This window comes from Streptomyces sp. NPDC059256 (assembly GCF_042753785.1).
Taxonomy (GTDB): Bacteria; Actinomycetota; Actinomycetes; order Streptomycetales; family Streptomycetaceae; genus Streptomyces.
This window is the reverse complement of record NZ_JBHYZO010000003.1, coordinates 589,613-611,268: the sequence shown is the minus strand read 5'-3', so window position 1 is coordinate 611,268 and position 21,656 is coordinate 589,613. Positions and strand designations below refer to the sequence as shown.

General features: G+C 68.8%; 16 protein-coding genes and 3 tRNA genes. 8 read left to right on the top strand and 11 right to left on the bottom strand.

What is annotated here, in order from left to right; all coding sequences use genetic code 11:
* Positions 1 to 154: 154 nt before the first annotated feature.
* Positions 155 to 1,687 (top strand): class I adenylate-forming enzyme family protein, encoded by a 1,533-nt coding sequence (locus ACFXJL_RS10565; protein ID WP_384691039.1) that lies wholly within the window; start codon positions 155 to 157, stop codon positions 1,685 to 1,687.
* Positions 1,684 to 2,376: a hypothetical protein gene (locus ACFXJL_RS10560; protein ID WP_384691036.1), complete on the top strand. Its 693-nt coding sequence runs from the start codon at positions 1,684 to 1,686 to the stop codon at positions 2,374 to 2,376. The genes ACFXJL_RS10565 and ACFXJL_RS10560 overlap by 4 nt, the downstream gene beginning before the upstream one ends.
* An 80-nt stretch (positions 2,377 to 2,456) precedes the next feature.
* Here ACFXJL_RS10560 and ACFXJL_RS10555 read toward each other — a convergent pair whose 3' ends face one another.
* Together ACFXJL_RS10555 and ACFXJL_RS10550 are read right to left on the bottom strand one after the other, a co-directional pair.
* On the bottom strand, positions 2,457 to 2,816 hold the full coding sequence (locus ACFXJL_RS10555; protein WP_358881760.1) for a hypothetical protein: 360 nt from the start codon (positions 2,814 to 2,816) through the stop codon (positions 2,457 to 2,459).
* Positions 2,817 to 3,346: 530 nt separating this feature from the next.
* A complete protein-coding gene (locus ACFXJL_RS10550; RefSeq protein WP_384639169.1) occupies positions 3,347 to 4,261 on the bottom strand; it encodes a peptidoglycan-binding protein in 915 nt (304 codons plus the stop codon).
* Positions 4,262 to 4,709: 448 nt separating this feature from the next.
* Between ACFXJL_RS10550 and ACFXJL_RS10545 the strand changes: the two genes are divergently transcribed.
* Positions 4,710 to 5,159 (top strand): hypothetical protein, encoded by a 450-nt coding sequence (locus tag ACFXJL_RS10545; protein ID WP_384691033.1) that lies wholly within the window; start codon positions 4,710 to 4,712, stop codon positions 5,157 to 5,159.
* Between the two features lie 253 nt (positions 5,160 to 5,412).
* On the opposite strand, the gene ACFXJL_RS10540 is transcribed toward ACFXJL_RS10545, so the two are convergent.
* The 5 genes from ACFXJL_RS10540 to ACFXJL_RS10520 all read right to left on the bottom strand — a co-directional run bounded on the left by ACFXJL_RS10540 (position 5,413) and on the right by ACFXJL_RS10520 (position 7,514).
* Entirely contained in the window at positions 5,413 to 5,976 is a 564-nt protein-coding gene (locus tag ACFXJL_RS10540) for a hypothetical protein (protein ID WP_358879114.1), read from the bottom strand.
* A gap of 109 nt (positions 5,977 to 6,085) precedes the next feature.
* On the bottom strand, positions 6,086 to 6,751 hold the full coding sequence (locus ACFXJL_RS10535; RefSeq protein ID WP_384691030.1) for a poly-gamma-glutamate hydrolase family protein: 666 nt from the start codon (positions 6,749 to 6,751) through the stop codon (positions 6,086 to 6,088).
* Between the two features lie 336 nt (positions 6,752 to 7,087).
* Positions 7,088 to 7,161: transfer RNA gene (locus ACFXJL_RS10530), tRNA-Ile, on the bottom strand.
* A 202-nt stretch (positions 7,162 to 7,363) separates the two neighbouring features.
* Positions 7,364 to 7,436 (bottom strand) — tRNA-Asn (locus tag ACFXJL_RS10525).
* Positions 7,437 to 7,441: 5 nt separating this feature from the next.
* Positions 7,442 to 7,514, bottom strand: a tRNA-Asn gene (locus ACFXJL_RS10520).
* Positions 7,515 to 7,695: 181 nt separating this feature from the next.
* On the opposite strand from ACFXJL_RS10520, the gene ACFXJL_RS10515 reads away from it, so the two are divergent.
* The 4 genes from ACFXJL_RS10515 (at position 7,696) to ACFXJL_RS10500 (ending at position 13,788) form a co-directional block, all read left to right on the top strand.
* Positions 7,696 to 7,995 (top strand): YtxH domain-containing protein, encoded by a 300-nt coding sequence (locus ACFXJL_RS10515; RefSeq protein WP_358879112.1) that lies wholly within the window; start codon positions 7,696 to 7,698, stop codon positions 7,993 to 7,995.
* 35 nt (positions 7,996 to 8,030) lie between these two features.
* Positions 8,031 to 9,479 carry an FGGY family carbohydrate kinase gene (locus tag ACFXJL_RS10510; protein ID WP_384639182.1) on the top strand — a complete coding sequence of 483 codons (1,449 nt, stop codon included), beginning with the start codon at positions 8,031 to 8,033 and terminating at the stop codon, positions 9,477 to 9,479.
* Between the two features lie 599 nt (positions 9,480 to 10,078).
* Entirely contained in the window at positions 10,079 to 11,812 is a 1,734-nt protein-coding gene (locus ACFXJL_RS10505) for an ABC transporter ATP-binding protein (RefSeq protein WP_384691027.1), read from the top strand.
* Positions 11,813 to 11,859: 47 nt separating this feature from the next.
* Positions 11,860 to 13,788: an ABC transporter ATP-binding protein gene (locus ACFXJL_RS10500; RefSeq protein ID WP_358879123.1), complete on the top strand. Its 1,929-nt coding sequence runs from the start codon at positions 11,860 to 11,862 to the stop codon at positions 13,786 to 13,788.
* 46 nt (positions 13,789 to 13,834) lie between these two features.
* Here the strand turns inward: ACFXJL_RS10500 and ACFXJL_RS10495 are convergent, their stop codons facing one another.
* From ACFXJL_RS10495 to ACFXJL_RS10480, 4 genes are all read right to left on the bottom strand, one after another.
* The gene (locus ACFXJL_RS10495) at positions 13,835 to 15,274 is read right to left on the bottom strand and encodes a sigma-70 family RNA polymerase sigma factor (RefSeq protein WP_384691024.1); all 1,440 of its coding nucleotides are present in this window, start codon (positions 15,272 to 15,274) and stop codon (positions 13,835 to 13,837) included.
* 261 nt (positions 15,275 to 15,535) lie between these two features.
* Positions 15,536 to 17,440 (bottom strand): DNA primase, encoded by a 1,905-nt coding sequence (gene dnaG / locus ACFXJL_RS10490; protein WP_384691021.1) that lies wholly within the window; start codon positions 17,438 to 17,440, stop codon positions 15,536 to 15,538.
* Positions 17,441 to 17,628: 188 nt separating this feature from the next.
* A complete protein-coding gene (locus ACFXJL_RS10485; RefSeq protein ID WP_358879107.1) occupies positions 17,629 to 18,891 on the bottom strand; it encodes an FAD-dependent oxidoreductase in 1,263 nt (420 codons plus the stop codon).
* 187 nt (positions 18,892 to 19,078) lie between these two features.
* The gene (locus tag ACFXJL_RS10480) at positions 19,079 to 20,530 is read right to left on the bottom strand and encodes a deoxyguanosinetriphosphate triphosphohydrolase (RefSeq protein WP_384691018.1); all 1,452 of its coding nucleotides are present in this window, start codon (positions 20,528 to 20,530) and stop codon (positions 19,079 to 19,081) included.
* 229 nt (positions 20,531 to 20,759) lie between these two features.
* Between ACFXJL_RS10480 and ACFXJL_RS10475 the strand changes: the two genes are divergently transcribed.
* The gene (locus ACFXJL_RS10475) at positions 20,760 to 21,641 is read left to right on the top strand and encodes a DUF4132 domain-containing protein (RefSeq protein WP_358879105.1); all 882 of its coding nucleotides are present in this window, start codon (positions 20,760 to 20,762) and stop codon (positions 21,639 to 21,641) included.
* The last annotated feature ends 15 nt before the right edge of the window (positions 21,642 to 21,656 follow it).

Sequence of the window (21,656 nt, the reverse complement as noted above, 5' to 3'; positions counted from 1 at the left end):
GGACCGCTGCTCGACGGTCCTCCCACCCGGACACCCAAGTCCCCTCCGGCACCTCGTATCACGTCCGCCGAAGGCCCCGCGGCTGCTGGAACAGCCCATCCGTACAGCCGTACCGCACCTCGCCACCCCACCCCCTCATCACCGGAGGCAGGACATGGTGAACTCCCCGCCCACCTTCGCGGCCCGGTGGGCCGACACCGTCGCCGCCGTGCCCGAGCGGCCGTTCCTCATCTGGGAGGCACCGGACGGCGAGGTGACCACCTGGACCTACCGCGCCTTCGACGCCCTGGTCGGCCGGGTCGCGGGCGGTCTGCGCGAACGCGGGGTGACCCGCGGCTCACGGGTGGGGATCGCCCTGCCCAACTGCCCCGCGTACGTGGCCCTCTGGTTGGCGCTCGCCCGACTGGGCGCGGCGATGGTCTGCTCGGACCCCTCCGCACGCGCCCAGGAGTTCGCCGCCCAACTGCGCCGCACCCATGCCGTCCTCGGCTTCCACGGTCCCGCCCAAGCGGTCGAGTACCGCACCGCAGCCGCGCAGACCGGCACCGAAGCGGTGGAGGTGGAACTCACGGCCAGCGCACCGATGAGTCTGTACGGAGCTACCTCGGTGACCGCCGCGGGCGCCGAACCCGCGGACCTCGCCGGATTGATGTTCACCTCCGGCACCACCGCCGAACCCAAGTGCGTGATGATCACCCAGGCCAACTACGCGTTCGCGGGCGATGTGATGGCGGCAGCCGCAGCCCTGCGGTCCACGGACCGACAGTTCGTGGTCCTCCCCCTCTTCCACGCCAACGCCCAGTACTACTCCTTCGCCCCCGCCATCAGCGCAGGCGCGAGCGTCGTCCTGATGCCCGCCTTCTCCGCGAGCCGGCTCCTCAGCCAGGCCGCCCGCCACCGGGTGACCCATCTCAGCCTGTTCGCCGCCCCGATCCGCATGGTGCTGGCCCGCGGCGCCACCCCGGTCCCGGGGCTGCGGATCGTCCACTGCTGGTACGCCCAGAACATCACCGACGAGCAGTACGAGCGCTTCGCCGAGCTGATCGGCTGCCGCCCGCGGCAGTTGTACGGCATGACGGAGACCGTGCCCGCGGTGCTCACCAACCGGGCCGTCGCACCGGAACCCGCATCGATGGGACGGGTGACGCTCGGCTGCCGCGTACAGGTCCGCGACCCGAAGACGGGGGCCGCGCTCGCACCGGGCGAGGAAGGTGAGGTCTTCGTCGGCGGCCGGCCGGGCAGCAGCCTCTTCGCCGGCTACCTCGACGCGCCCCACGCCACGGCGGACTCCTACCCCTTCGACGACGGCTGGTTCGCCACCGGTGACCGGGCCACCGTCGACGAACAGGGCAGGTTCTTCTTCGCCGGCCGACGCGGCGATGTCCTCAAGGTCGCCGGCGAGAACGTGTCGCTCGTCGAGATCGAATCGGTCCTCGCGGAGCACCCGGCGGTGCTGGAGGCCGCCGTGGTCGGCGAGGCCGATCCGGTACGCGACGAGGTGCCCGTCGCCTATGTCGTCCGCGCACCCGGAAGTGCACCCGAGGCACTGGACGACCTCCCTGCGTGGTGCACGGCCCGGCTGGCGAAGTCCAAACGGCCCGTCCGCTTCGAGCAGGTCGCCGAACTGCCGCGCACCTCGGTCGGGAAGATCCGCAAGTTCAAACTCTCCGAGCGGAGTGCGACATGACCACCTCACCCACCCAACTCTTCTCCTTTCCCGTACCGGAACGACTGCCGGCCACGGCAGCCCTCGCCGATGTCCTGCAACTCCAGGGTGGTGAGGGCTGGTTGACGCCCCCGCTGCGCCCCTTCCAACGCGGCCCGGGCACGGCCGTGCTGGGAGCCGCGCGCACGGTCCGGATGGCACCCGGCCCCGGCAGCCACGGGCTCGGCCCGCTCCGGGCGGTGCTCGGCGAGAACCTGGCGGGGCGGGTGCTGGTGGTCACGGGCGCCGACTGTGTGCCGGGGGCGGTGTGGGGCGAGATCCTGACGACGGCCGCCCTCGCCCGGGGCGCGGTCGGCGCACTCGTGGAAGGAAACGTGCGGGACGTATCGGCACTGGAGCGGCTCGCCCTGCGCATCTGGGCGTCGGCTGAGGCAACGGCCGGCCCCGGCAGCGGGGTCCATGTGGCAGAGGTCGGCGGCGCAGTGGGGATCGGCGGGGTGACGGTGTCGGACGGAGCCCCGGTCCTCCTCGACGACGGCGGTGTCATCGCCTTGCCCACGGCCTCCGCATCGACCCTGCTCGCGGACGCGGCCGACTACCACCAGGCAGAAGAACGCGTGTTGGAGGCCCTGGCCTCCGGCCTCATCCTCCCGCGGGCCTACGCCCCGAAGGCCCAGGTGGTGACGCGACTGCGCGGTCGAGGGGTGTGAGGTTCACACCGCGGGGGCGGTACGAGAACTCGTCTGCCCAAGTACCCAGGACCCACGTACCCAGGTCAGGTCAGTTCAGATCAGGACAGCAGTTCACGGACGAGGCTGAGCTCCGCGCTCGTGGGCATCTTGATGAGGAATCCTCCGATGCCCAGGGCGAGATCGAGGACGTCCGAGGTATCGAAGTCGGGCCGGGAGAACTTGCTCGCGCAGGCGAGTCCGAGGCGCAGCGTGAAGAGGCCGTTGAGGGTGGCGTTCACCGCGATGGCGGCCGGAACACCGGCGACCGGAAAGGCGAGGATGAGCGGGGTGGCGGCCCAGGTGAGGATCTTGGAGCCGAGTACATACCCGGAGACTGCGGTGACCCCGGCGGCAACGAGTTTCGCAATGGCCGCGGGCGTCAGATCGAGTCCGGCCTTATCGGCTATGGCGCCTACCATGACGGTCCACGTGGCTCCCACGCCTGCCATGTCGAGAGCGGGGACGAAGAGTCCAGGAATTGCGACTCCGCTGGCAGCTACAACACCCGCGGCAATAATGTCATTGAACTTTGGATCAAGCGCTGGCATATGGGCGAGCGTAGCAGCGCATCTGGCCTGAAAATAGCCCCTGTTACCGGAATTGCCGAGCCCAGAAAGCCTTGCGCAATACATCAATTCAATTCAATCCATCTGAGCGCTCAAGCAATTCACATCCCAGTGGAATCATGATTCTTCAGCTCGATCAAAATTCACTCGGGTGCACTCCTACCACAATGGCCCGCTCGTACCCACCCATGCCATCCGTACGCCGCGCGCACCATCGAGCCGCCCGCCCGCACCCCCAAGCCCGTCCGGCCGCCGCGGACTCGATCGAGCCCTTCGACCGGACCACCCCAGGAGCGGCGTACCACTCGTCGCACCGATGAAGACCCCACCGGCGCGGGCCATCGTGCAACGAGCGGCACGCCTCTCGGATCAACCGTCCCAGGTCAGCTGTTGGGGACCTTGAGGAGGTCCCAGGTGGTCTTGCCGGGCGGCCACTTGGCCGCGTCCCCGGTGTAGCCGCACTTGCGCTGCCACGCCTCGTACGACGCCTTGTCGCCCGAGCCGAGCACATCGGGGTTGGCCGAGGACTGGTAGCGGTTGCAGCCCACCGCGATCAGCCGTCTGCGCATGGCGGCGACGATCGGCGACTTGCGGCCCATCACAAACCACGCGGCGCCGGGGAACGGCTCGTAGACGGGCTTGACCGGGGGCTTCTTCACCGGGGGCTTGGTCACCGGCGGCTTCTTGGGCGGCACGGACGGCTTGCCCACCTTGAGCCGCGCTTCGACGCGCTGCCGCATCGAGGCCATGGTGAAACCACGGGGGTCGATCTTCCCCGGCTGCCACTCCAGATGCCCGATCACCGATCGCGCCGACCAGCCGTGCACCCGACAGATCGCGGCGGACGCCTGCTCTATCGCCTCCAACTGCGCCGCGGTCCAGGGGTCTTTGCCATCGCCGAGATTGATGCACTCGAAGCCGTAGAAGTGTCGATTGCCGTCCGTGGTCGCCTCGTTGTCCGCGGGCAACGGCTTCTCCGCGATGACCGCTCGCAGGACGTCGTCATCCCCGAGGCCGGCGTGGTTGGTGCGGCCGTAGCCGACCAGGTGCACCACACCCTCCTTGTCGATGACCCCGTGACACAGCGGGCCGGGCAGGGTGCTGTGCCCATCCCGGCACAGCGCAACGGAGTTGGCGGTGCCCTTGGTGACGGTGTGATGGATCATCACCCCGTGCACCGGCCCCCAGGGCCCCTTCGCGTTCCGGTTGTGGGTTCGCCAGTCGCCCACCTGAACGACCTTCAGTCCTTCATCGCGCAGCGCTTGCAAGAACGCGGCGGCGGACATGGGTTGGGCCATCAGCGGCCTCCTTTGTGCAGACGGATCATGAAGCCGGCTTCGGGGATCCTTCCACCGAATTGATCCCGCCAATACTGGGAGACCCCAACTGGTTCGTCACAGCATCGCAAGCTCCTCAACTGGCACTTATCAGCGACTCTTTATGTGATAAGCACTCTTTAAGCCAATCTATCTGCGGTGCTCAACCCCGTTCCAGGCGTCGGGGCAGGACTGACCGCGATCAAGGCGCACGGCTTCGGTGCCGCAACGCCGCCCGCCTGCCCACCGGACCCGACCGCAACCACAGCCCAGTCCCAGCACCCAGCACCCAGCACCCAGCACCCAGCACCCAGCACCTACGGTCCTCACCGGGCCGACACACCACCGAGGACTCACCGTGTCGCACCACTACCCACCCCGATCCCCACAGCAGGTCCCCTCTCACGGGCCGTCGGGCCCCAAGAGACCGGTGTCATCGGTGGCGGTGGTCGTACTGGCACTGGCAGCCGCCGGCGCCATCGTCTTCCTCGCCGGGGCATCGGATCGGGTGGAGGAGCGGGAGACGAAGGTGACCGAGGAAGTCGCGCTCCTCATCGATTGCACCCGGGACGAAGCAACGGGCCGCCCGGTGGCCGAGGTCGAAGTGAGAAACCCGACAGACCTGGTGAGGAGGTTCATCGTGGGCGTCGACTTCCTCGACGGGTCCGGGGAGCGTCAAACCGTGTCCCTGGCCGAGACCGAACCCATCTCGCCCGGTCTGAAGGTCTCCCTGGCCATGTACGGATTCGGCGAAGTGCCCGCGGATTCAGTGCTGGAGTGTCGGATATCCGGTGCGTCACCGATGAGAGGAAACGGGGAATCCACCGGGCCGACTCCCTTGGGCATCGCCCGCCCCCACGCTTCCACGCATGCGGGATGACTCCATTCGATGCGCATGAAGGACCATGCCTCGTGCTCAGCATCGAATTCGACGCGCCCACCTCACGCCCCGGCCGAAGAATCCCGCTAACTCAAGAGAGACCGCTCCTCAGCGTCGGATCAGAAATCCATCCCATGCGCGCCCTCCGGGTACATCGTTCCGATGCACCCGAAAGGCATTACCCGTCCACGGCCTCCCCGGTAGGTGGAATCGTCTGACCAAACGGGTACAGCGGATTCACCGGCGCCCGACGTCACTGCGAAGACGAAGATCGGGCTGCGGGACGCCAGGCCGTCGGCCAGGAGACCTCGCGGGAAACGGCACCCGGCACGCCCAGACTGACCCGAGCGTGCTCCACGAAGCGGCTCCGCGCTTCCCGGAACTCCAGATACGCCTGCTCCCAGTCCTGTTCGACCTCGGTGACGACTCCCCGGGCAAGGCTCTCCAATCGCCACAGACAGTGGTCCAGGGTCTGGGACGCGGTGTTCGCCTCCGTGTCACCGAGCAGCCCGAGGGTCTCCGACAAGGCTGAGCGCCGGGACTCCAGCTCGCCCACTTGTGCGAGCACCTCTGGCGTCGGTTCCAACGGCACGGGCCCCGACGTCAGACCACGCGCTGCCGCGATCATCTGATAGCGCGCCGCGAGTTCCTTGACTGCGTGCGCGTACTCGGCATAGGCCGTCAGACGGTGTTCGTCCCATCGCACGGCCTGCTCCCTGCGCCACCTCGTCCGCTCGTTCAAACTGGCCACCAGGAAGGAGGTGCCGGCCCCCAGGGCGACACCCACCAGCGGAAGTATCTGGCCGGTCAGACTCACAATGGACCCCCGTCGAGTAGGAACAACTACCCCATCCTTTCCACGGCTGCCGACGCCACAACACCGTCAGAACGACACCACAACACCGTCAGAACGGCCGACGACGCCCCTACCAGCGGGACGAGTGGAGGGAAGAGCGGGGAGGAAGAGCCCCGCAGTCCGCCACGACGGACCGCACGGCCGCGACATAGGCCCGGAACGAGTCCGTGCGGCGGCCGGAGTCCCTCATCCGCTGCGACAGATCACCGCGGGGGAAGAAACCGGCGCGCAACGCTCGGGACATCTCCAACTGCACACCGGCCGAACGGGAGTTCCGATTGCAGACATTGGCCGGATGGTCGCCCGCGATCCCGCCGAGTGCGTCGACCACCTGGAACCCGGCCCGCCGCAGGGCTGTCGCCACCTCCTGGACCGCGACACGGTCGAGGCCGCCGATCGCGGTCTCCGCCACACCAGCGGTACCGGCGTACCCGTGGAAGGACAGCGTTCCCATGGCCCCGCCCACGACGTCGAGGGCCATGGGCTCGTCGAACCGGGAGCTGGTGAGGTGCAGTTCGCGATTGCCCGAGTCCAGGAGCCCCGCGAACTCGTAGAAGCGAAGTCCGACACCCGCGACGTCCCGCGCCACCTCGCCGGAGCCCGCTTCGATGCTGCCACCGTGGATCGCAATGCTCGCCCAGGTGGCACCGACCGGGGAAACGGCCGTCCGGGAGTAGTCGACGCCCTCGACCCGCGCCGCGGCCAACGCGGCGTACGAGGAGTACCGATCGGGCACCCGTCCGCCCCTCCCCCTCCTACTGACTGTGTCTGGTCTGTCGGGGCTGTCCGGTTCGGGGGCTGACCCCGATCCACCGGAACCCTGACAGCGACCGGACCAGCACCAACCCGCGCCCTCGGCACCTGAAGTACGCCGCTCCTGGCTGTTCGTGCCCGGCTACGCGAACGTCCCACCGTGCCCGGAGCACCACACCACTAAGAAGTCGGGGCCGGCCCCATTCATGATCGTCTACCAGTTTCGCCGGCAGTGTCCAGCGACACGGCTGGATCGGGCGAGCACCCGGCCAAACACCAAAGCCGCAGGCGAGAACGATTCTCCACCTACGGCTTACGGTGGGGCGGGTGGGACTCGAACCCACGGCCGACGGATTATGAGTCCGCTGCTCTAACCGGCTGAGCTACCGCCCCTAACGGCGCGTCGCGCACAAATGTGCGCGCCGTCTGCCGCAGCATAGCCGCTCATACGATCTCCTGCCTCGGATGGTCGGCATCGCTCGACCATGGAGACACCGCTGCCCTCCGCGCGGTTCCACTTGCCGTCCAGAACGTGCAAAAGACACAGGAAACGCACACGAAAAAGGACCCCTCAGGGTCCCGATTCGCTCTCTTGCTCCCCCGGCTGGACTCGAACCAGCAACCCTCCGGTTAACAGCCGAATGCTCTGCCAATTGAGCTACAGGGGATCGCGCTCCCCCGACTGGACTCGAACCAGTAACCTGCCGGTTAACAGCCGGCTGCTCTGCCAATTGAGCTACAGGGGATTGCTGCATCTGCACCGAACGTACCTGGCCGGGGCGTCCCGGAGGGCGTGTGCTCGCTGCGACACATACATTAGCGCAAGCAGGGGGGTGCTCCGCCAATCGGTATGGCCCAGGGTGATCACGGGCCGGACCGGGTAGACGGGCAAGCACCCAACGTAAGCAGAGGAAAGGGTGGCAGCCCATGCGGTACAAGCTCACGTTCGTCGTCGGGCTCGCCGTCGGCTATGTGATCGGCACGCGGGCCGGCCGCGAGCGCTACGAGCAGTTGCGCAAGAGTGTGCGGGAGTTCTCACAGAACCCGGCCGTTCGAAACGCCGCCGAGTCAGCCGCGCACAACGGGCGCCAGGCAGCGGGCAAGGCGTTCCACGCCGTCAGCGAGAAGGTCGGAGACCGGCTGCCCGAGTCGGTCGCCGAGCGGGTCAGGTCCCTGCGGGAACGCAGCGGAAGCGGTGAGGACGACTGGGGAACCAGCAACACCTGACCACGCCGGCCAGCCGGTGGGGCAGAATCTCCCCCATGGGGATAGTCGCCGGCTTGGACAGTTCGTCTGCGCTCACACAGATCGTCGTCTGTGACACGGATACGGGTGCCGTGCTGCGGCAGGGCTATGCCCCGCATCCGGTCGATCCGAAGGCCACGGAGATAGATCCGCAGTCCTGGCTGCTCTCGCTCGGCGAGGCAGCGGGCGGCGGGTTGCTCGAAGGGGTGCAGGCCATCGGGGTCTCCGCCCAGCAGCACGGCCTCGTACCACTTGATCATCAGGGCAACCTCGTACGTCCTGCCCTGCTGGGCAACGACAAGCGGGCGCAGGTCTCCGCGGCCGATCTCATCGACGCGCTGGGCGGACGACAGGCGTGGGCCGAGGCCGTCGGTTCCGTACCGCAGGCGAGCCATCCCGTGGCCAAGCTGCGCTGGCTCGCCCGTGCGGAGCCCGAGGCCGCGCGGCGGGTGGCGAGCGTGCTCCAGCCGCATGACTGGCTGGTGTGGCAGCTGTTGGGTCGCCCCGCACGGCGGACCACCGACCGGGGCAGCGCTTCGGGCACCGGGTACTGGTCCGCCGGATCCGGCGCCTACCGCCCGGACCTGGTGGAACTGGCGCTCGGACACCACTGTGCGCTGCCCGAGGTGCTCGGTCCCGCCGACTCCGCCGGTACCACCCCCGAGGGTCTGTTGATCTCCGCGGGAACCGGCGAGACCATGGCCGCGGCCTTCGGGCTCGGCGTCGCCGTGGGGGACGTGGTGGTCTCGCTGGGGGCCTCCGGTTCGGTGATGGCCGTCCATCACGAGGCGCTCGCCGACCCCACCGGAATGATCACCTCCTACGCGGACGCCACCGGAATGCACCTACCGGTGGTACACACCAACAATGCCGTCCGGGCGCTGCGGGGCACCGCCGAGATGCTGGGTCTCGATGATCTCGACGCCCTGTCCGACCTGGCGATGAAGTCCACCCCCGGCTCCTGCGGTCTCGTCCTGCTGCCGTATCTGGAGGGCGAGAGGACACCTCGGCTGCCGCACACCGCGGGCACGCTCAGCGGTATGCGCCGCGAATCCATGAAGCCCGAGCATCTGGCCCGGGCGGCCTTCGAGGGCATGCTCTGTTCACTGGCTGACGCGCTCGACGTGCTGCGCGGGCGTGGTGTGGAGGTGCGCCGGGTGTTCCTGCTGGGCGCGAGCGCCGGGCTGGCAGCCGTACAGTCGGCGGCTCCCGCGATCTTCGGGGCGCAGGTGGTCGTTCCCCAGCCCGCGGACTACGCGGCGCTCGGCGCGGCCCGCCAGGCGGCGTGGGCCCTCGGGGTGTCGCAGGGCACGCTGTCGCCTGCGGCGCCGCCGGTGTGGCAGGACGCGGTGGTGCAGTTGCTCGATCCCGGCGATGAGCTGGCCGTCGGACAGGCGGTGCGCCAGCAGTACGGCGCCACGCGGGACCAACTGCATCCGGGCGCGTTCTCCGCTCCCACCGGCTGAGCGGATCGCTCCCCGGTTCAGCAGACGGCTGCCGGGAGTGCGACCCTTTCGGGGAGACCGGGGAGGTCGGTGAGGTCGCTGCGCCGCGTCGTCCCGTCGGCCGGTGCACCCGTCCCGATGGGCGGATGCCCGAGGGCCGGATGGTGGATCGGCCGTTCACCCCGCGGCATGAACGAAGCGACGCAGCCTGCGGCATTCGCGCCCCGGGGCCTTGAGCGTTCGTGCTCTTGGCCCGTCGGGGTCGTGGACGGTTGCGTACTCGTACCGTTGAGGTCCGGACGGTCACGGTCCGGCTGTCAGGGTCGCGACGGGCTGATCGAATTCGTGGCCTTCGACGCGCTGTGCCTTGCCGGCACCCCTCGTATACGGACGTCCCCCACCCCCGTACCAACCGGTCCGTGCGTCGAACGCCGTACCCACAGGATCCGACCGGGCGCAGGGTGGGCCGTCGCGCTCTGAGCGCCCACGTGGGTATCTCTTGACCCGGGCTTGAGGAAATCACCCCGGGTTCGACAGCCGGGTGACGGAAGATGGAATTCACCACCCCCCGAAAAGACGTCGCACCCTGTGCCGACGCTGCCGAGCCCGAGAGACCGCGCGTGCTGATACGACTGCTACGGAAGCACTTGCGTCCGTACAAAAAACCGATCGCCCTGCTGGTGCTGCTCCAACTGCTCCAGACCAGTGCCACCCTCTATCTGCCCACCCTGAATGCCGCCATCATCGACAACGGCGTGGTCAAGGGGGACACCGGCTACATCCTCCGACTCGGCGTGCTGATGCTCGCGATCAGCGTGGTCCAGGTCCTGTGCAACATGGGCGCCGTCTACTTCAGTGCGCGAACGTCCGCCGCGCTGGGCCGCGATGTCCGTGCCGCCGTCTTCGACCGGGTGCAGAGCTTCTCCGCCCGTGAGGTCGGCCACTTCGGCGCCCCGTCGCTGATCACGCGCACCACGAACGACGTCCAGCAGGTGCAGATGCTGGTGCTGATGGCGTTCACGATGATGGTGACCGCTCCGATCATGTGCATCGGCGGCATCGTCATGGCGCTGGGCCAGGACGTGACGCTCTCGGCGGTGCTCCTGGCCGTCGTACCGGTCCTCGGCATCTCGGTGACCGTGCTCATCGTGCGGATGCGCCCGCTGTTTCGGACCATGCAGGATCGGCTGGACACGGTGAACCGGGTCCTGCGGGAGCAGATCACCGGCAACCGGGTCATCCGCGCATTCGTGCGCGACGCCTACGAGCGGGAACGGTTCCGCGCGGCCAACGCCGAGCTGACCGGGGTTTCCCTGTCGACCGGGCGGCTGATGGCGCTGATGTTCCCGATCGTGCTCACGGTCGTCAATGTGTCCTCGGTCGCCGTCGTCTGGTTCGGCGCGCACCGGGTGGACAGCGGGGCCATACAGATCGGTGCGCTGACCGCGTTCCTCGCGTATCTGATGCAGATCGTGATCGCCGTCATGATGGCCACCTTCATGTTCATGATGGTGCCGCGGGCCGAGGTGTGCGCCGAGCGGATCGAGGAACTGCTGGGCACCGACTCCAGTGTGGTACCGCCCGTGAACCCCGTGGTGGAGCTGCCGCGGCACGGACATCTGGAGATCCGGGACGTGGAGTTCCGCTACCCGGGTGCGGAGGAGCCGGTGCTCCGTGAGGTGGCGCTGGTCGCCAATCCGGGCGAGACGACCGCGATCATCGGTTCGACCGGCAGCGGAAAGTCGACCCTCCTGGGGCTGGTGCCCCGGCTGTTCGACGCCACGGGCGGTGAAGTGCTGGTCAACGGCGTCAATGTGCGTGAGCTCGATCCGACGCTGATGGCACGGACCGTGGGTCTCGTCCCGCAGAAGCCGTATCTCTTCTCCGGAACGATCGCCAGCAATCTGCGCTACGGCCGCCCCGACGCCCTCGACGCGGAGTTGTGGCGGGCCCTGGAGGTGGCGCAGGCAGCCGACTTCGTACGGGAACTGGAAGACGGGCTCGACGCGCCGATCGCGCAGGGCGGCACGAATGTCTCCGGTGGTCAGCGGCAACGGCTCGCCATCGCGAGGACCGTGGTCCAGCAACCGGAGATCTACCTCTTCGACGACTCCTTCTCCGCACTCGACTACGCCACGGACGCCGCGCTGCGGGCCGCACTGACGAACGAGACGGCGGGAGCGACCGTGGTGATCGTCGCCCAGCGCGTGTCCACCATCCGCGACGCGGACCGGATCGTCGTCCTGGACGAGGGTCGGGTCGTGGGCAGCGGCACCCATCGGGAGCTGATGGCGGGCAATGAGACCTACCGGGAGATCGTCCTCTCGCAGCTGACGGAGGCTGAGGCCGCATGAGCGGGGAAAGCGGACGAGGCGAGCGGCTGCGTCCAGGCGGGGCGCCGATGGGCGGTCCGGCCGGGCGGATGATGGCCGGCGGGGAACGCTCGATGGACTTCAAGGGATCGAGCAAACGACTGCTGAAGCAGTTGGCGCCGGACCGGGCGCTGCTCTGGGCGATGCTGACGGCGGGCGTGCTGAGCGTGGCGTTCTCCGTGGTGGGACCGCTGGTACTGGGACGGGCTACCGACCTGGTCTTCGCCGGTGTCGTGGGCCGGGACATGGAGGGGGGCGGCACCAAGGAACAGGCCATCGCGGCACTGCGGGCCAAGGGTGAGCACGGGCTCGCCGACATGCTCTCCACGGTGGGGTTCACTCCCGGGCAGGGCATCGACTTCACCGCGGTCGGCCAGGTGCTCCTGGTGGCGTTGGGTCTCTTCCTGGTCTCGGGGCTGCTCGCGCTGGTCTCCTCCCGGCTGTCGATCCGGGTGATCAACCAGACCGTGTACCGGATGCGCGCCGACGTCCAGGCCAAGCTGGAGCGGCTGCCGCTGTCCTACTTCGACCGTGCCAAGCGCGGTGAGGTCCTCAGCCGGGTCACGAACGACATCGACAACATCTCGCAGACCCTCCAGCAGACGATGGGGCAGCTGATCAACTCGCTGCTTTCGATCGTGGGCGTCCTGGCGATGATGTTGTGGGTCTCGCCCCTGCTGGCACTGGTCGCGCTGGTGACGGTGCCGCTGTCGGTGTTCGTGGCGACCAAGGTGGGCAAACGCTCCCAGCCGCACTTCGTCGAGCAGTGGAAGTCGACCGGGCAGCTCAACGCCCATGTCGAGGAGATGTACACCGGTCATGCGCTGGTGAAGGTCTTCGGGCGGCAGGACGAGTCGGCCAAGGACTTCGCCGAGCAGAACGAGGCACTGTACGAAGCCGGCTTCAAGGCGCAGTTCAACAGCGGCATCATGCAGCCGCTGATGTTCTTCATCTCCAACCTCAACTATGTGCTGGTGGCGGTGGTCGGCGGGCTGCGAGTGGCCTCCGGGGCGCTGTCGATCGGCGATGTCCAGGCGTTCATCCAGTACTCGCGGCAGTTCTCGATGCCGCTGACCCAGGTCGCGTCGATGGCGAACCTGGTGCAGTCCGGAGTCGCCTCGGCCGAGCGGGTGTTCGAGCTGCTCGACGCCCAGGAGCAGGAGCCGGACGGCCCGTCGGTGGAGCAGTTGACCCGTCCGGCGGGACAGGTCTCGTTGGAGAACGTCTCCTTCCGGTACGAGCCGCAGAAGCCGCTGATCGAGGACCTGTCACTGAGCGTCGAGCCGGGACAGACCGTCGCGATCGTCGGTCCGACCGGTGCCGGCAAGACCACGCTGGTGAATCTGCTGATGCGGTTCTACGAGGTCACCGGCGGCCGGATCAGTCTGGACGGGATCGACGTGGCGAAGATTTCCCGCCAGGACCTGCGGTCGGTGATCGGCATGGTCCTCCAGGACACCTGGCTGTTCGGCGGCACGATCGCGGACAACATCGCCTACGGGTCCTCCCGCGATGTGACGCGCGAGGAGATCGAAGCCGCGGCCCGCGCCGCGCACGCCGACCGTTTCATCCGTACGTTGCCGGACGGCTACGACACGGTCCTCTCGGACGACGGGGCCGACGGCGCGGGGGTCAGCGCGGGCGAGAAGCAGTTGATCACCATCGCCCGGGCCTTCCTCTCCGATCCGGTCATCCTGGTGCTGGACGAGGCGACGAGTTCGGTGGACACCCGTACCGAGGTTCTGATCCAGAAGGCGATGGCCCGGCTGGCGCACGGTCGCACCAGCTTCGTCATCGCGCACCGGCTCTCCACCATCCGGGACGCCGATGTGATCCTGGTGATGGAGAACGGCGCGATCGTCGAGCAGGGCACCCACGACGAACTCCTCGCGGCGGGTGGTGCGTACGCACGGTTGTACTCGGCGCAGTTCGCGGAGGCGGTCGCGGAGGTGGACTGAGCGTCCTGGTGCTGAGGTCGCGCGCCGAGTGGGGCGGGGGGCCGGATCAGTCCAGGTAGCCGCGGAGTTGGTCGGCGAAGGCGTGGTCGCGGAGCTTGTTGAGGGTCTTGGATTCGATCTGACGGATGCGCTCGCGCGTCACCCCGAAGATGCGGCCGATCTCTTCGAGCGTCCGCGGCCGGCCGTCCACCAGGCCGTATCGCAACTGGACCACCTTGCGCTCCCGTTCCCCGAGGGTGGAGAGGACCGCTTCCAGGTGCTCGCGCAGCAGGAGGAAGGCGGCGGACTCGACGGGGGAGGCTGCGTCTCCGTCCTCGATGAGGTCGCCGAGCGCCACATCGTCCTCCTCGCCGACGGGCGCATGGAGGGAGACCGGCTCCTGCGCCAGCCGCAGGACTTCGCTGACCCGCTCGGGTGCGAGGTCCAGTTGACCCGCCACCTCGACCGGGGTGGGTTCGTAGCCGCGCTCCTGGAGCATCCTGCGCTGCACCCGGACGACGCGGTTGATCAGTTCGACGACATGGACGGGAACACGGATGGTGCGCGCCTGGTCGGCGAGTGCGCGGGACATGGCCTGGCGGATCCACCAGGTGGCATAGGTGGAGAACTTGTAGCCACGGGCGTAGTCGAACTTCTCGACGGCCCGGATCAGACCGAGGTTTCCCTCCTGGACGAGGTCCAGCATGGTCAGTCCACGGCCGACGTAGCGTTTGGCGACGGAGACCACGAGCCTGAGGTTCGCCTCGATCAACCGGCGTTTGGCCATGCGGCCCATCACCACGAGTCGATCGAGGTCAACGGCGAGTTGGGAGTTGTTGATGTCCGGGGTGCTGCCGAGCTTCTCCTCCGCGAAGAGGCCGGCTTCGACCCGGCGCGCCAACTCCACTTCCTCAGCCGCGCTGAGCAAGGGGATCCTGCCGATCTCCCGCAGGTACTGACGGAAGAGGTCGGAGGAGGGGCCGCTCTTGTCGGCGCGGGGGGTGGGGGTGCGCCCGGATCGCTCGTCGGCCTCTTCATCGATCGGGTCGAAGTCGGCTGTCGATCGTGCGCTCGGGGCGTTGGAGGCCCTTGGTGCAGCGGCGTCGGTGGGTGGCGCGTCGACATCGGCGATGGCTGCTCCGGCGATGGCCGCGATGGCCGCGCGGTCGGAAGGTTCGTCCGGAACCGCGTCCCGGAGCGCTTCGGGCACCGTCTCGGGATGGTGTGCGGCCGGGCCCTGAGGGGGGACCTCGGCGAGGGGCTCCGCCTCCGGCAGGAGTTCGGCCGTCGGAGGTGGAGAGGAACCGGTCAGTGGTTCGGGCAGGCTCTCGGAGAGGGTCTGGGTCTGCACGGGGGCGACCTCCAGGGTGATCGCTGCCGGGTCAAGGGCGTGCGGCAGGGGGACGGAAGCAGCCGGGCCACTGTCCGTCCCGTACACGATGAGCGGATTCGCGGGGTTTTGTGACCCACGATCGATGGGTCGGCCGCGCTCCGAAGACTCAGGCACCGCCCCCAGTGTGGGGTACGACACACAGTCACCACGAGGGGCGTGCGTCGACTTTCTGGGATCCGTGCGTGACCGTCCGGTTACCGAAACGGCATCACGGCAGGTAGGAGGTGTCCCCCAGTGAACGGTGTGACGAGAAGGGAGCCGGGAGGATCATGGGGATGCTCCAGGGTGGGACGCCGACGGAACGCCGGAGCCTTCGTCAGGGGCCTTCTTCTGGTTCCCGCTCGGTCCGATGCGCCCGGAAAGCCTCGGACACGACTAGAGGGCAGCGGCCCCGCGGTTGCGCAGGGACTGCCCGTACTGCTGGAGCACCCACAGTTCGTTCTGCACGGCGGTGAGGTGCTCGGGGTCCGCGTGGCTGCCGAGACGGGTCAGGGTGCCCTGCACCTCGGCGATGCGCCGATCGACCGCTCGAAGCCGAACCTGCACCAACTGCATGCCGGCATACGTCTCGTCCACGGTCCTGGCGTGGATGGCTTCGACCGCCAACTCGGTCACCAGCGCGCGAACCGTGTCGTCCGCCGCGGTCTCCCGGACCCGGGCGAGATAGCCCGATGCGTCCATCAGGCCCTGTTCGGCACCACCGGCTTCGGCGATGGTCTGGCGGACCGCCGCATAGGGCGGAGCAGTGAACTCGTCCACTCCGTAGGCGTCGAAGGCCGGTGACACCAGATCGGGGTTCTGGAGTGCGAGCTTCAGCAACTCGCGCTCGGTGCGGTGGGCGGGGCTGCGCAGATTGAGGGCGGGCCCGGAAGAAGCAACGGCCGGGGCCTGGATCTGCTCGCGCCGCCCGCCGGTGCGCGAGGGCGCAGGTCCCTTTCCGCCGCGATCACGCGCCCAGCGGGCGAGCTGGGCGACCCGCTTCACCACGAACTGGGTGTCGAGGATGCCGACGATGCCGGCCAGTTGCACGGCGGACTCGTGCTGGATCGCACCGTTCTTGATGCCGGCGACGATGGGGGCGGCCTCGTCCAGCGCGGCGGCACGTCCGGCGGGCGTCTCCAGATTGTGGCGCAGCACGATCTGCCGGATCGCGAACTCGAAGAGGGGGGTGCGGGTCTCGACCAGCTTCTGGACCGCATGGTCCCCCTCGGCAAGTCTCAGCTCACAGGGGTCCATGCCGCCCGGGGTGATCGCGATGGACGTCTCGGCGGCGAACTTCTGATCGTCTTCGAAGGCGCGCAGCGCGGCCTTCTGACCCGCGGCGTCCCCGTCGAAGGTGAAGATCACCTCGGCGGTGGCGTTGTCCATCAGCAACCGGCGGAGGATCTTGATGTGGTCGCCGCCGAAGGCCGTGCCACAGGTGGCGATGGCGGTGGTGATGCCGGCGAGGTGGCAGGCCATGACGTCCGTGTACCCCTCGACGACCACGGCCGTCCGGGACTTGGCGATCTCCTTCTTGGCCAGGTCGATGCCGTACAGCACCTGCGACTTCTTGTAGATGCCCGTCTCGGGGGTGTTGAGGTACTTGGGGCCGTTGTCGCTCTCGTACAGCTTGCGGGCTCCGAATCCGACGACATCGCCGGAGATATCGCGGATCGGCCACATCAACCGGCCCCGGAAGCGGTCGATCGGGCCCCGCCGACCCTCCTGGGTGAGCCCGGACAGGAGCAGTTCCTTGTCGCTGAAGCCCTTGCCCCGCAGGAAGCGGGTGAGGTGGTCCCAACCCTGGGGGCTGTATCCGACGCTGAAGTGCTGGGCTGCGCCCTGGTCGAAGCCCCGGTCGGCGAGGAAGGCACGGCCGGTCTCCGCCTCCGGACTGGTCTCCAACTGGTCGATGTAGAACTGGGCGGCGACCTTGTGCGCCTCGACCAGACGGATCCGCTCGCCCCGCTGATGGCTGGGGTTGTACCCGCCCTCCTCGTAGCGAAGGGTGATTCCGGCGGTGGCGGCCAACCGCTCGACGGTCTCGGAGAAGGTGAGGTGATCGATCTTCATCACGAAGGCGATCGTGTCCCCGCCTTCCTGGCAGCCGAAGCAGTGGAAGAGGCCCTTGCTGGGGCTGACCTGGAAGGATGGCGTCGATTCATCGTGGAAGGGGCAGAGGCCCTTGAGGTTTCCACCGCCCGCGCCGCGCAGCTGGAGGTAGTCGGAAACGACGGCGTCGATCGGGACCGCGTCCCGAACCGCCTTGACGTCGTCATCGTTGATCCTGCCTGCCACGCGTGAATTCTACGGCCGCGCGCCGACACCTATCGCTGGCTGTGGACAACTGCCGGCGCGGCAGGACCCCCCTCGGGGGTGCGGAGTCCCGCCGAGGGGCGGCCCCACCGCGTACGGCGGCGGAGCCTGGTCGGTCCCGATCCCGTCGAATGCTCGGCACGGCGGTCAGACGCCACCGGGATCAGCGGTCAGGGAACGAGGGACGCCAGCGGTACGGAAGGGTCGCCCAAGGCGTCGGAGCCGACCCGCGCGCCCGATCGGATCAGGTCCTGGATCGGGGCAGTGACATCCCACACATTGACGTTCATCCCCGCGAGGACCCGACCGCCCTTGAGCCAGAAGGCGATGAACTCACGCTTGCCGACGTCACCCCGCAGGACGACCTGGTCGTAGGAGCCGGCCGGCGCCCACCCCGAGTACTCCAACCCCAGGTCGTACTGGTCGGAGAAGAAGTAGGGGACGCGGTCGTAGCTGACGTCCAGGCCGAGCATGGAGCGTGCCGCGGCCGGGCCGCCGTTGAGGGCGTTCGCCCAGTGCTCCACGCGCAGCCGGGTACCGAGGAGGGGGTGGAGGGAGGAGGCGACATCACCGGCTGCGTAGACATCGGGGTCGGATGTGCGCAGGGCCGCGTCGACGGCGATCCCGCCGCCGTGCGCCCGGTCGGCGAGGTCGAGGCCGGCTGCTTCGGCGAGCGCGGTCCGGGGAGCGGCACCGATGGCGGCGAGTACGTCGTGCGCCGGGTGCTCCTCGCCGTCGTCGGTGCGGACCGCGAGGACCGCTCCGTCCTGGCCGGTGATCTCGGTGACCTTGGCCCCGAAGTGGAAACGGACGCCGTGGTCGCGATGCAGTTCGGCGAAGACCTGGCCGAGCTCGGGGCCGATGACCTGGTGGAGCGGGGTGGCTTCCGGTTCGATGACGGTGACTTCGGCGCCGTATCCGCGGGCGGCTGCCGCGACCTCAAGGCCGATCCAACCGGCGCCGGCGATCACCAGGGTGCCGTTGTCCCGGCCGAGAGAGCCGAGGACCCGGCTGAGCCGGTCGGCGTGGGCGAGCCGGCGCAGGTGGTGCACACCGGCGAGCTCGGTGCCCGGTACGTCGAGGCGGCGCGGTTCGGCACCGGTGGCGAGCAGCAGTTTGTCGTAGTGGAGGACCGTGCCGTCCCCGAGGTGGACCGCCTTGTCGGCGCGGTCGATGGAGACGACGGTCTGGCCGAGGTGCAGTTCGACGTCCGCCGCGGCGTACCAGGCCGGTTCGTGGACGAAGACGCTGTCGCGCTTCTCCTTCCCGGTGAGGTAGCCCTTGGAGAGTGGTGGGCGCTCATAGGGATGGTCGTTCTCGTCGCCGATGAGGATCACTCGTCCGGTGAACCCCTCGGCACGGAGCGTCTCGGCGGCCTTGGCCCCGGCGAGCCCGCCGCCGATGATGACGAATGTGCGATGTCCGTCGACCACTTGATGCCTCCTGTGTGCGCCTGGTGCTGCTTCGGTGCTGCGTCTGGTGCAGGACGATTCGACGGGTCGACGCAGTGCTTTTGTGCTGCGCAGCCCTAGGGAGCGTCCCGCACGGACCGGTTTGGCGGAAGAGGGAGTGGTCCTGGCGTGTCCCGCGCAGTCGTCTTCGGACCGGCCCTCGGCGGGCTCAGCGCCGGGCCGTGAGCTGGGCGTGCAGGGTGCGGGCTGAGGCGTCCGTGAGCGATGCCAGCTGATCCACAATCACCCGACCGCGCGCCCGGTCGTCCTTCGCCGCGTGGAAGAGCGCGCGGAACTGGGGGTCGAGGGTGTCGGGCGCCCAGGCGGTGAGAGCCTCCGCGAGCTCGGCGAGCACGATGCGCTGGTCCGCTCGGAGTGCCTCCTGTTCTGCGCGCTGCATCACATAGCAGTCGGCCACGGCCTTCAGTACCGCGCACTCCATCCGCGCCTCTCGCGGAACAACGAGTTCCGCCGCGTACCGAGTGAGTCTGCCGGTGCCGTACGCCTGCCGGGTGGCACCCTCTGCGGCGAGACAGAACCGGCCGATGAGCTGGCTGGTGGCGTCCTTGAGCCGGGCCTGCGCGACGGCCGAGCCGTCGTAGTGGTGCGGCCACCACTCCTGGCCGATCAGCCGGTCCAGGGCGTCGGACAGCTCCTGGGGCTCGGTGTCGGCGGGGACGTAGCGGCCGATCGCGATCCGCCACAGCTCGGCGCGCTCGGGCTCGGCGAGCAGCAGATTGGGGTCGATGTGACCGGCGTGCAGTCCGTCCTCGATGTCGTGGACGGAGTAGGCGACGTCGTCGGACCAGTCCATGACCTGGGCCTCGAAGCAGATGCGGTGTTCGGGTGCGCCCTCGCGGATCCAGGCGAAGACGGGCACGTCGTCCTCGTACACGCCGAACTTCACCGAGTCCGGGTTGGTGGGGTGGCCACCGCGGGGCCACGGGTACTTGGTGGCGGCGTCGAGCGTGGCCCGGGTGAGGTTGAGGCCCACGCTGACCAGGTCGCCATGGTCGTCGTGCACGAACCTCTTGGGTTCGATGCGGGTGAGGAGGCGCAGGGACTGGGCATTGCCCTCGAAGCCGCCGTACTCCTTGGCGAAGTCGTTGAGTGCGGCCTCTCCGTTGTGTCCGAAGGGCGGGTGGCCCATGTCGTGCGCGAGACAGGCGGCCTCCACCAGGTCGGGGTCACAACCGAGGGCGGCACCGAGCTCACGGCCGACCTGTGCGCACTCCAGTGAGTGGGTGAGCCGGGTGCGCGGGCTGGCGTCCCAGGCTTGGTTGCGGGTGCCCGGAGTGACGACCTGGGTCTTTCCGGCCAGTCGGCGCAGTGCGGAGGAGTGCAGTACGCGCGCCCGGTCCCGTTGGAATGCCGTGCGGCCCGGGCGTTTGTCCGGCTCGGGGGCCCACCGGGCGGTGGCGGCTTCGTTGTAGTCGGGGGAGCCGGAGAGGCCGGGGAAGCCGGGGAGGCTGGGGGTGTGGTCGGAGGTGCCGGTGTGGCCGGGGCTTGCGGCGCTGCTGGGGTTGCTGTGCCGACCGCTGCCGGTGTCGCTCGGCGCGGCATCGCTGGAGGGGCCCGGAGTGCCGGGCCCGGATGGGGTGGTGCTGGTGGGGCCTGCCATGCACCGAAGGTAACCGGAGTCGAGGGCGGGTGGGGACGGCGAGGGTGCGGAGAAATGGCCCGCACGGTCGGACGTGCCCGGCAAAGGGGCTGGAGAGGGGCTGGAGAGGGGCGAGGAACAGCGTTCGCGCGAAGTTATCCACAGCCCCGCCCACTGGGAAGCGCGGTGTCAGACCCCTCACCTAGTGTCAGCGACATCGAAACCGGTACGTCGGGGAGGCGGTCTTGCCATGGGCTGGATCGAGACAGCGAGCGGCGGCTATGCCGTGACGCTTGACGGTAGTGAAGTGCGTTGTCGCAATGCGGCGGGCCGCGAGTTGAAACAGGTTCCGTCCAAGCTGCGCGACGACGCCGAGGTGGTGCGGCTTCGGCAGCTGGCCGAATGGTTGGAGCGCCATGAGCGCGAGTGCGTCGAGCAGGTGGACACCTGGCTGGTGCGCTCGCTGCCGATACCGGTGGCGGTGCTCGCCCAGGTGTGGCCGGACCCCGCCTGGCAGTCGGCGCTGCGGGACCTGGTGGTCGCACCGGTCGGCGCGGACGGCGGCGCCGACATGGAGCGCGCCGGTCTGTTGCGGGGCGCCGACCCCGAGCGGGGCATCGGCATGGTCGACCTGGACGGCGATTCGGTGTGGCTGGCCTGCGAAAGCGTGCTGATTCCCCATCCGGTGCTGCTGGACGACCTCGAAGACCTCAGGGAGTTCGCGGTCGAACTGGGGGTGGAGCAGAAGGTTCAGCAGTTGTTCCGGGAGGTGTGGCGACGCCCCGAGGAGGCGAGCGGCCACTCCTGGCCGAAGTACGCCGACGCCAAGTTCAAACAGCTGCGCCATGCGATCTCGCGCGCACTGTCCCTGGGGTACCGGGTCCGGGGCGGTCAGGCGTTGTGTCCGCTCGTGGAAGGCGGCCGGGTGCTGGAGGCGCGGTACTGGTTGGGGGCCGACTATCCGGATGCCGAGGCGGTCACCGGGGCCCTGGAGTGGCGGGACAAGGACGGCCGCAGGCTCGGGCTGGACGAGGTGGGGCCGGTGGCCTGGTCCGAGGGCGAGCGGATGGCGGCCCTGGTGTACGCGGGCAAGGTCGTGGCCGATGAGAACGCGGCGGACGCACTGCGATGAACAAGGTGGGGGAGC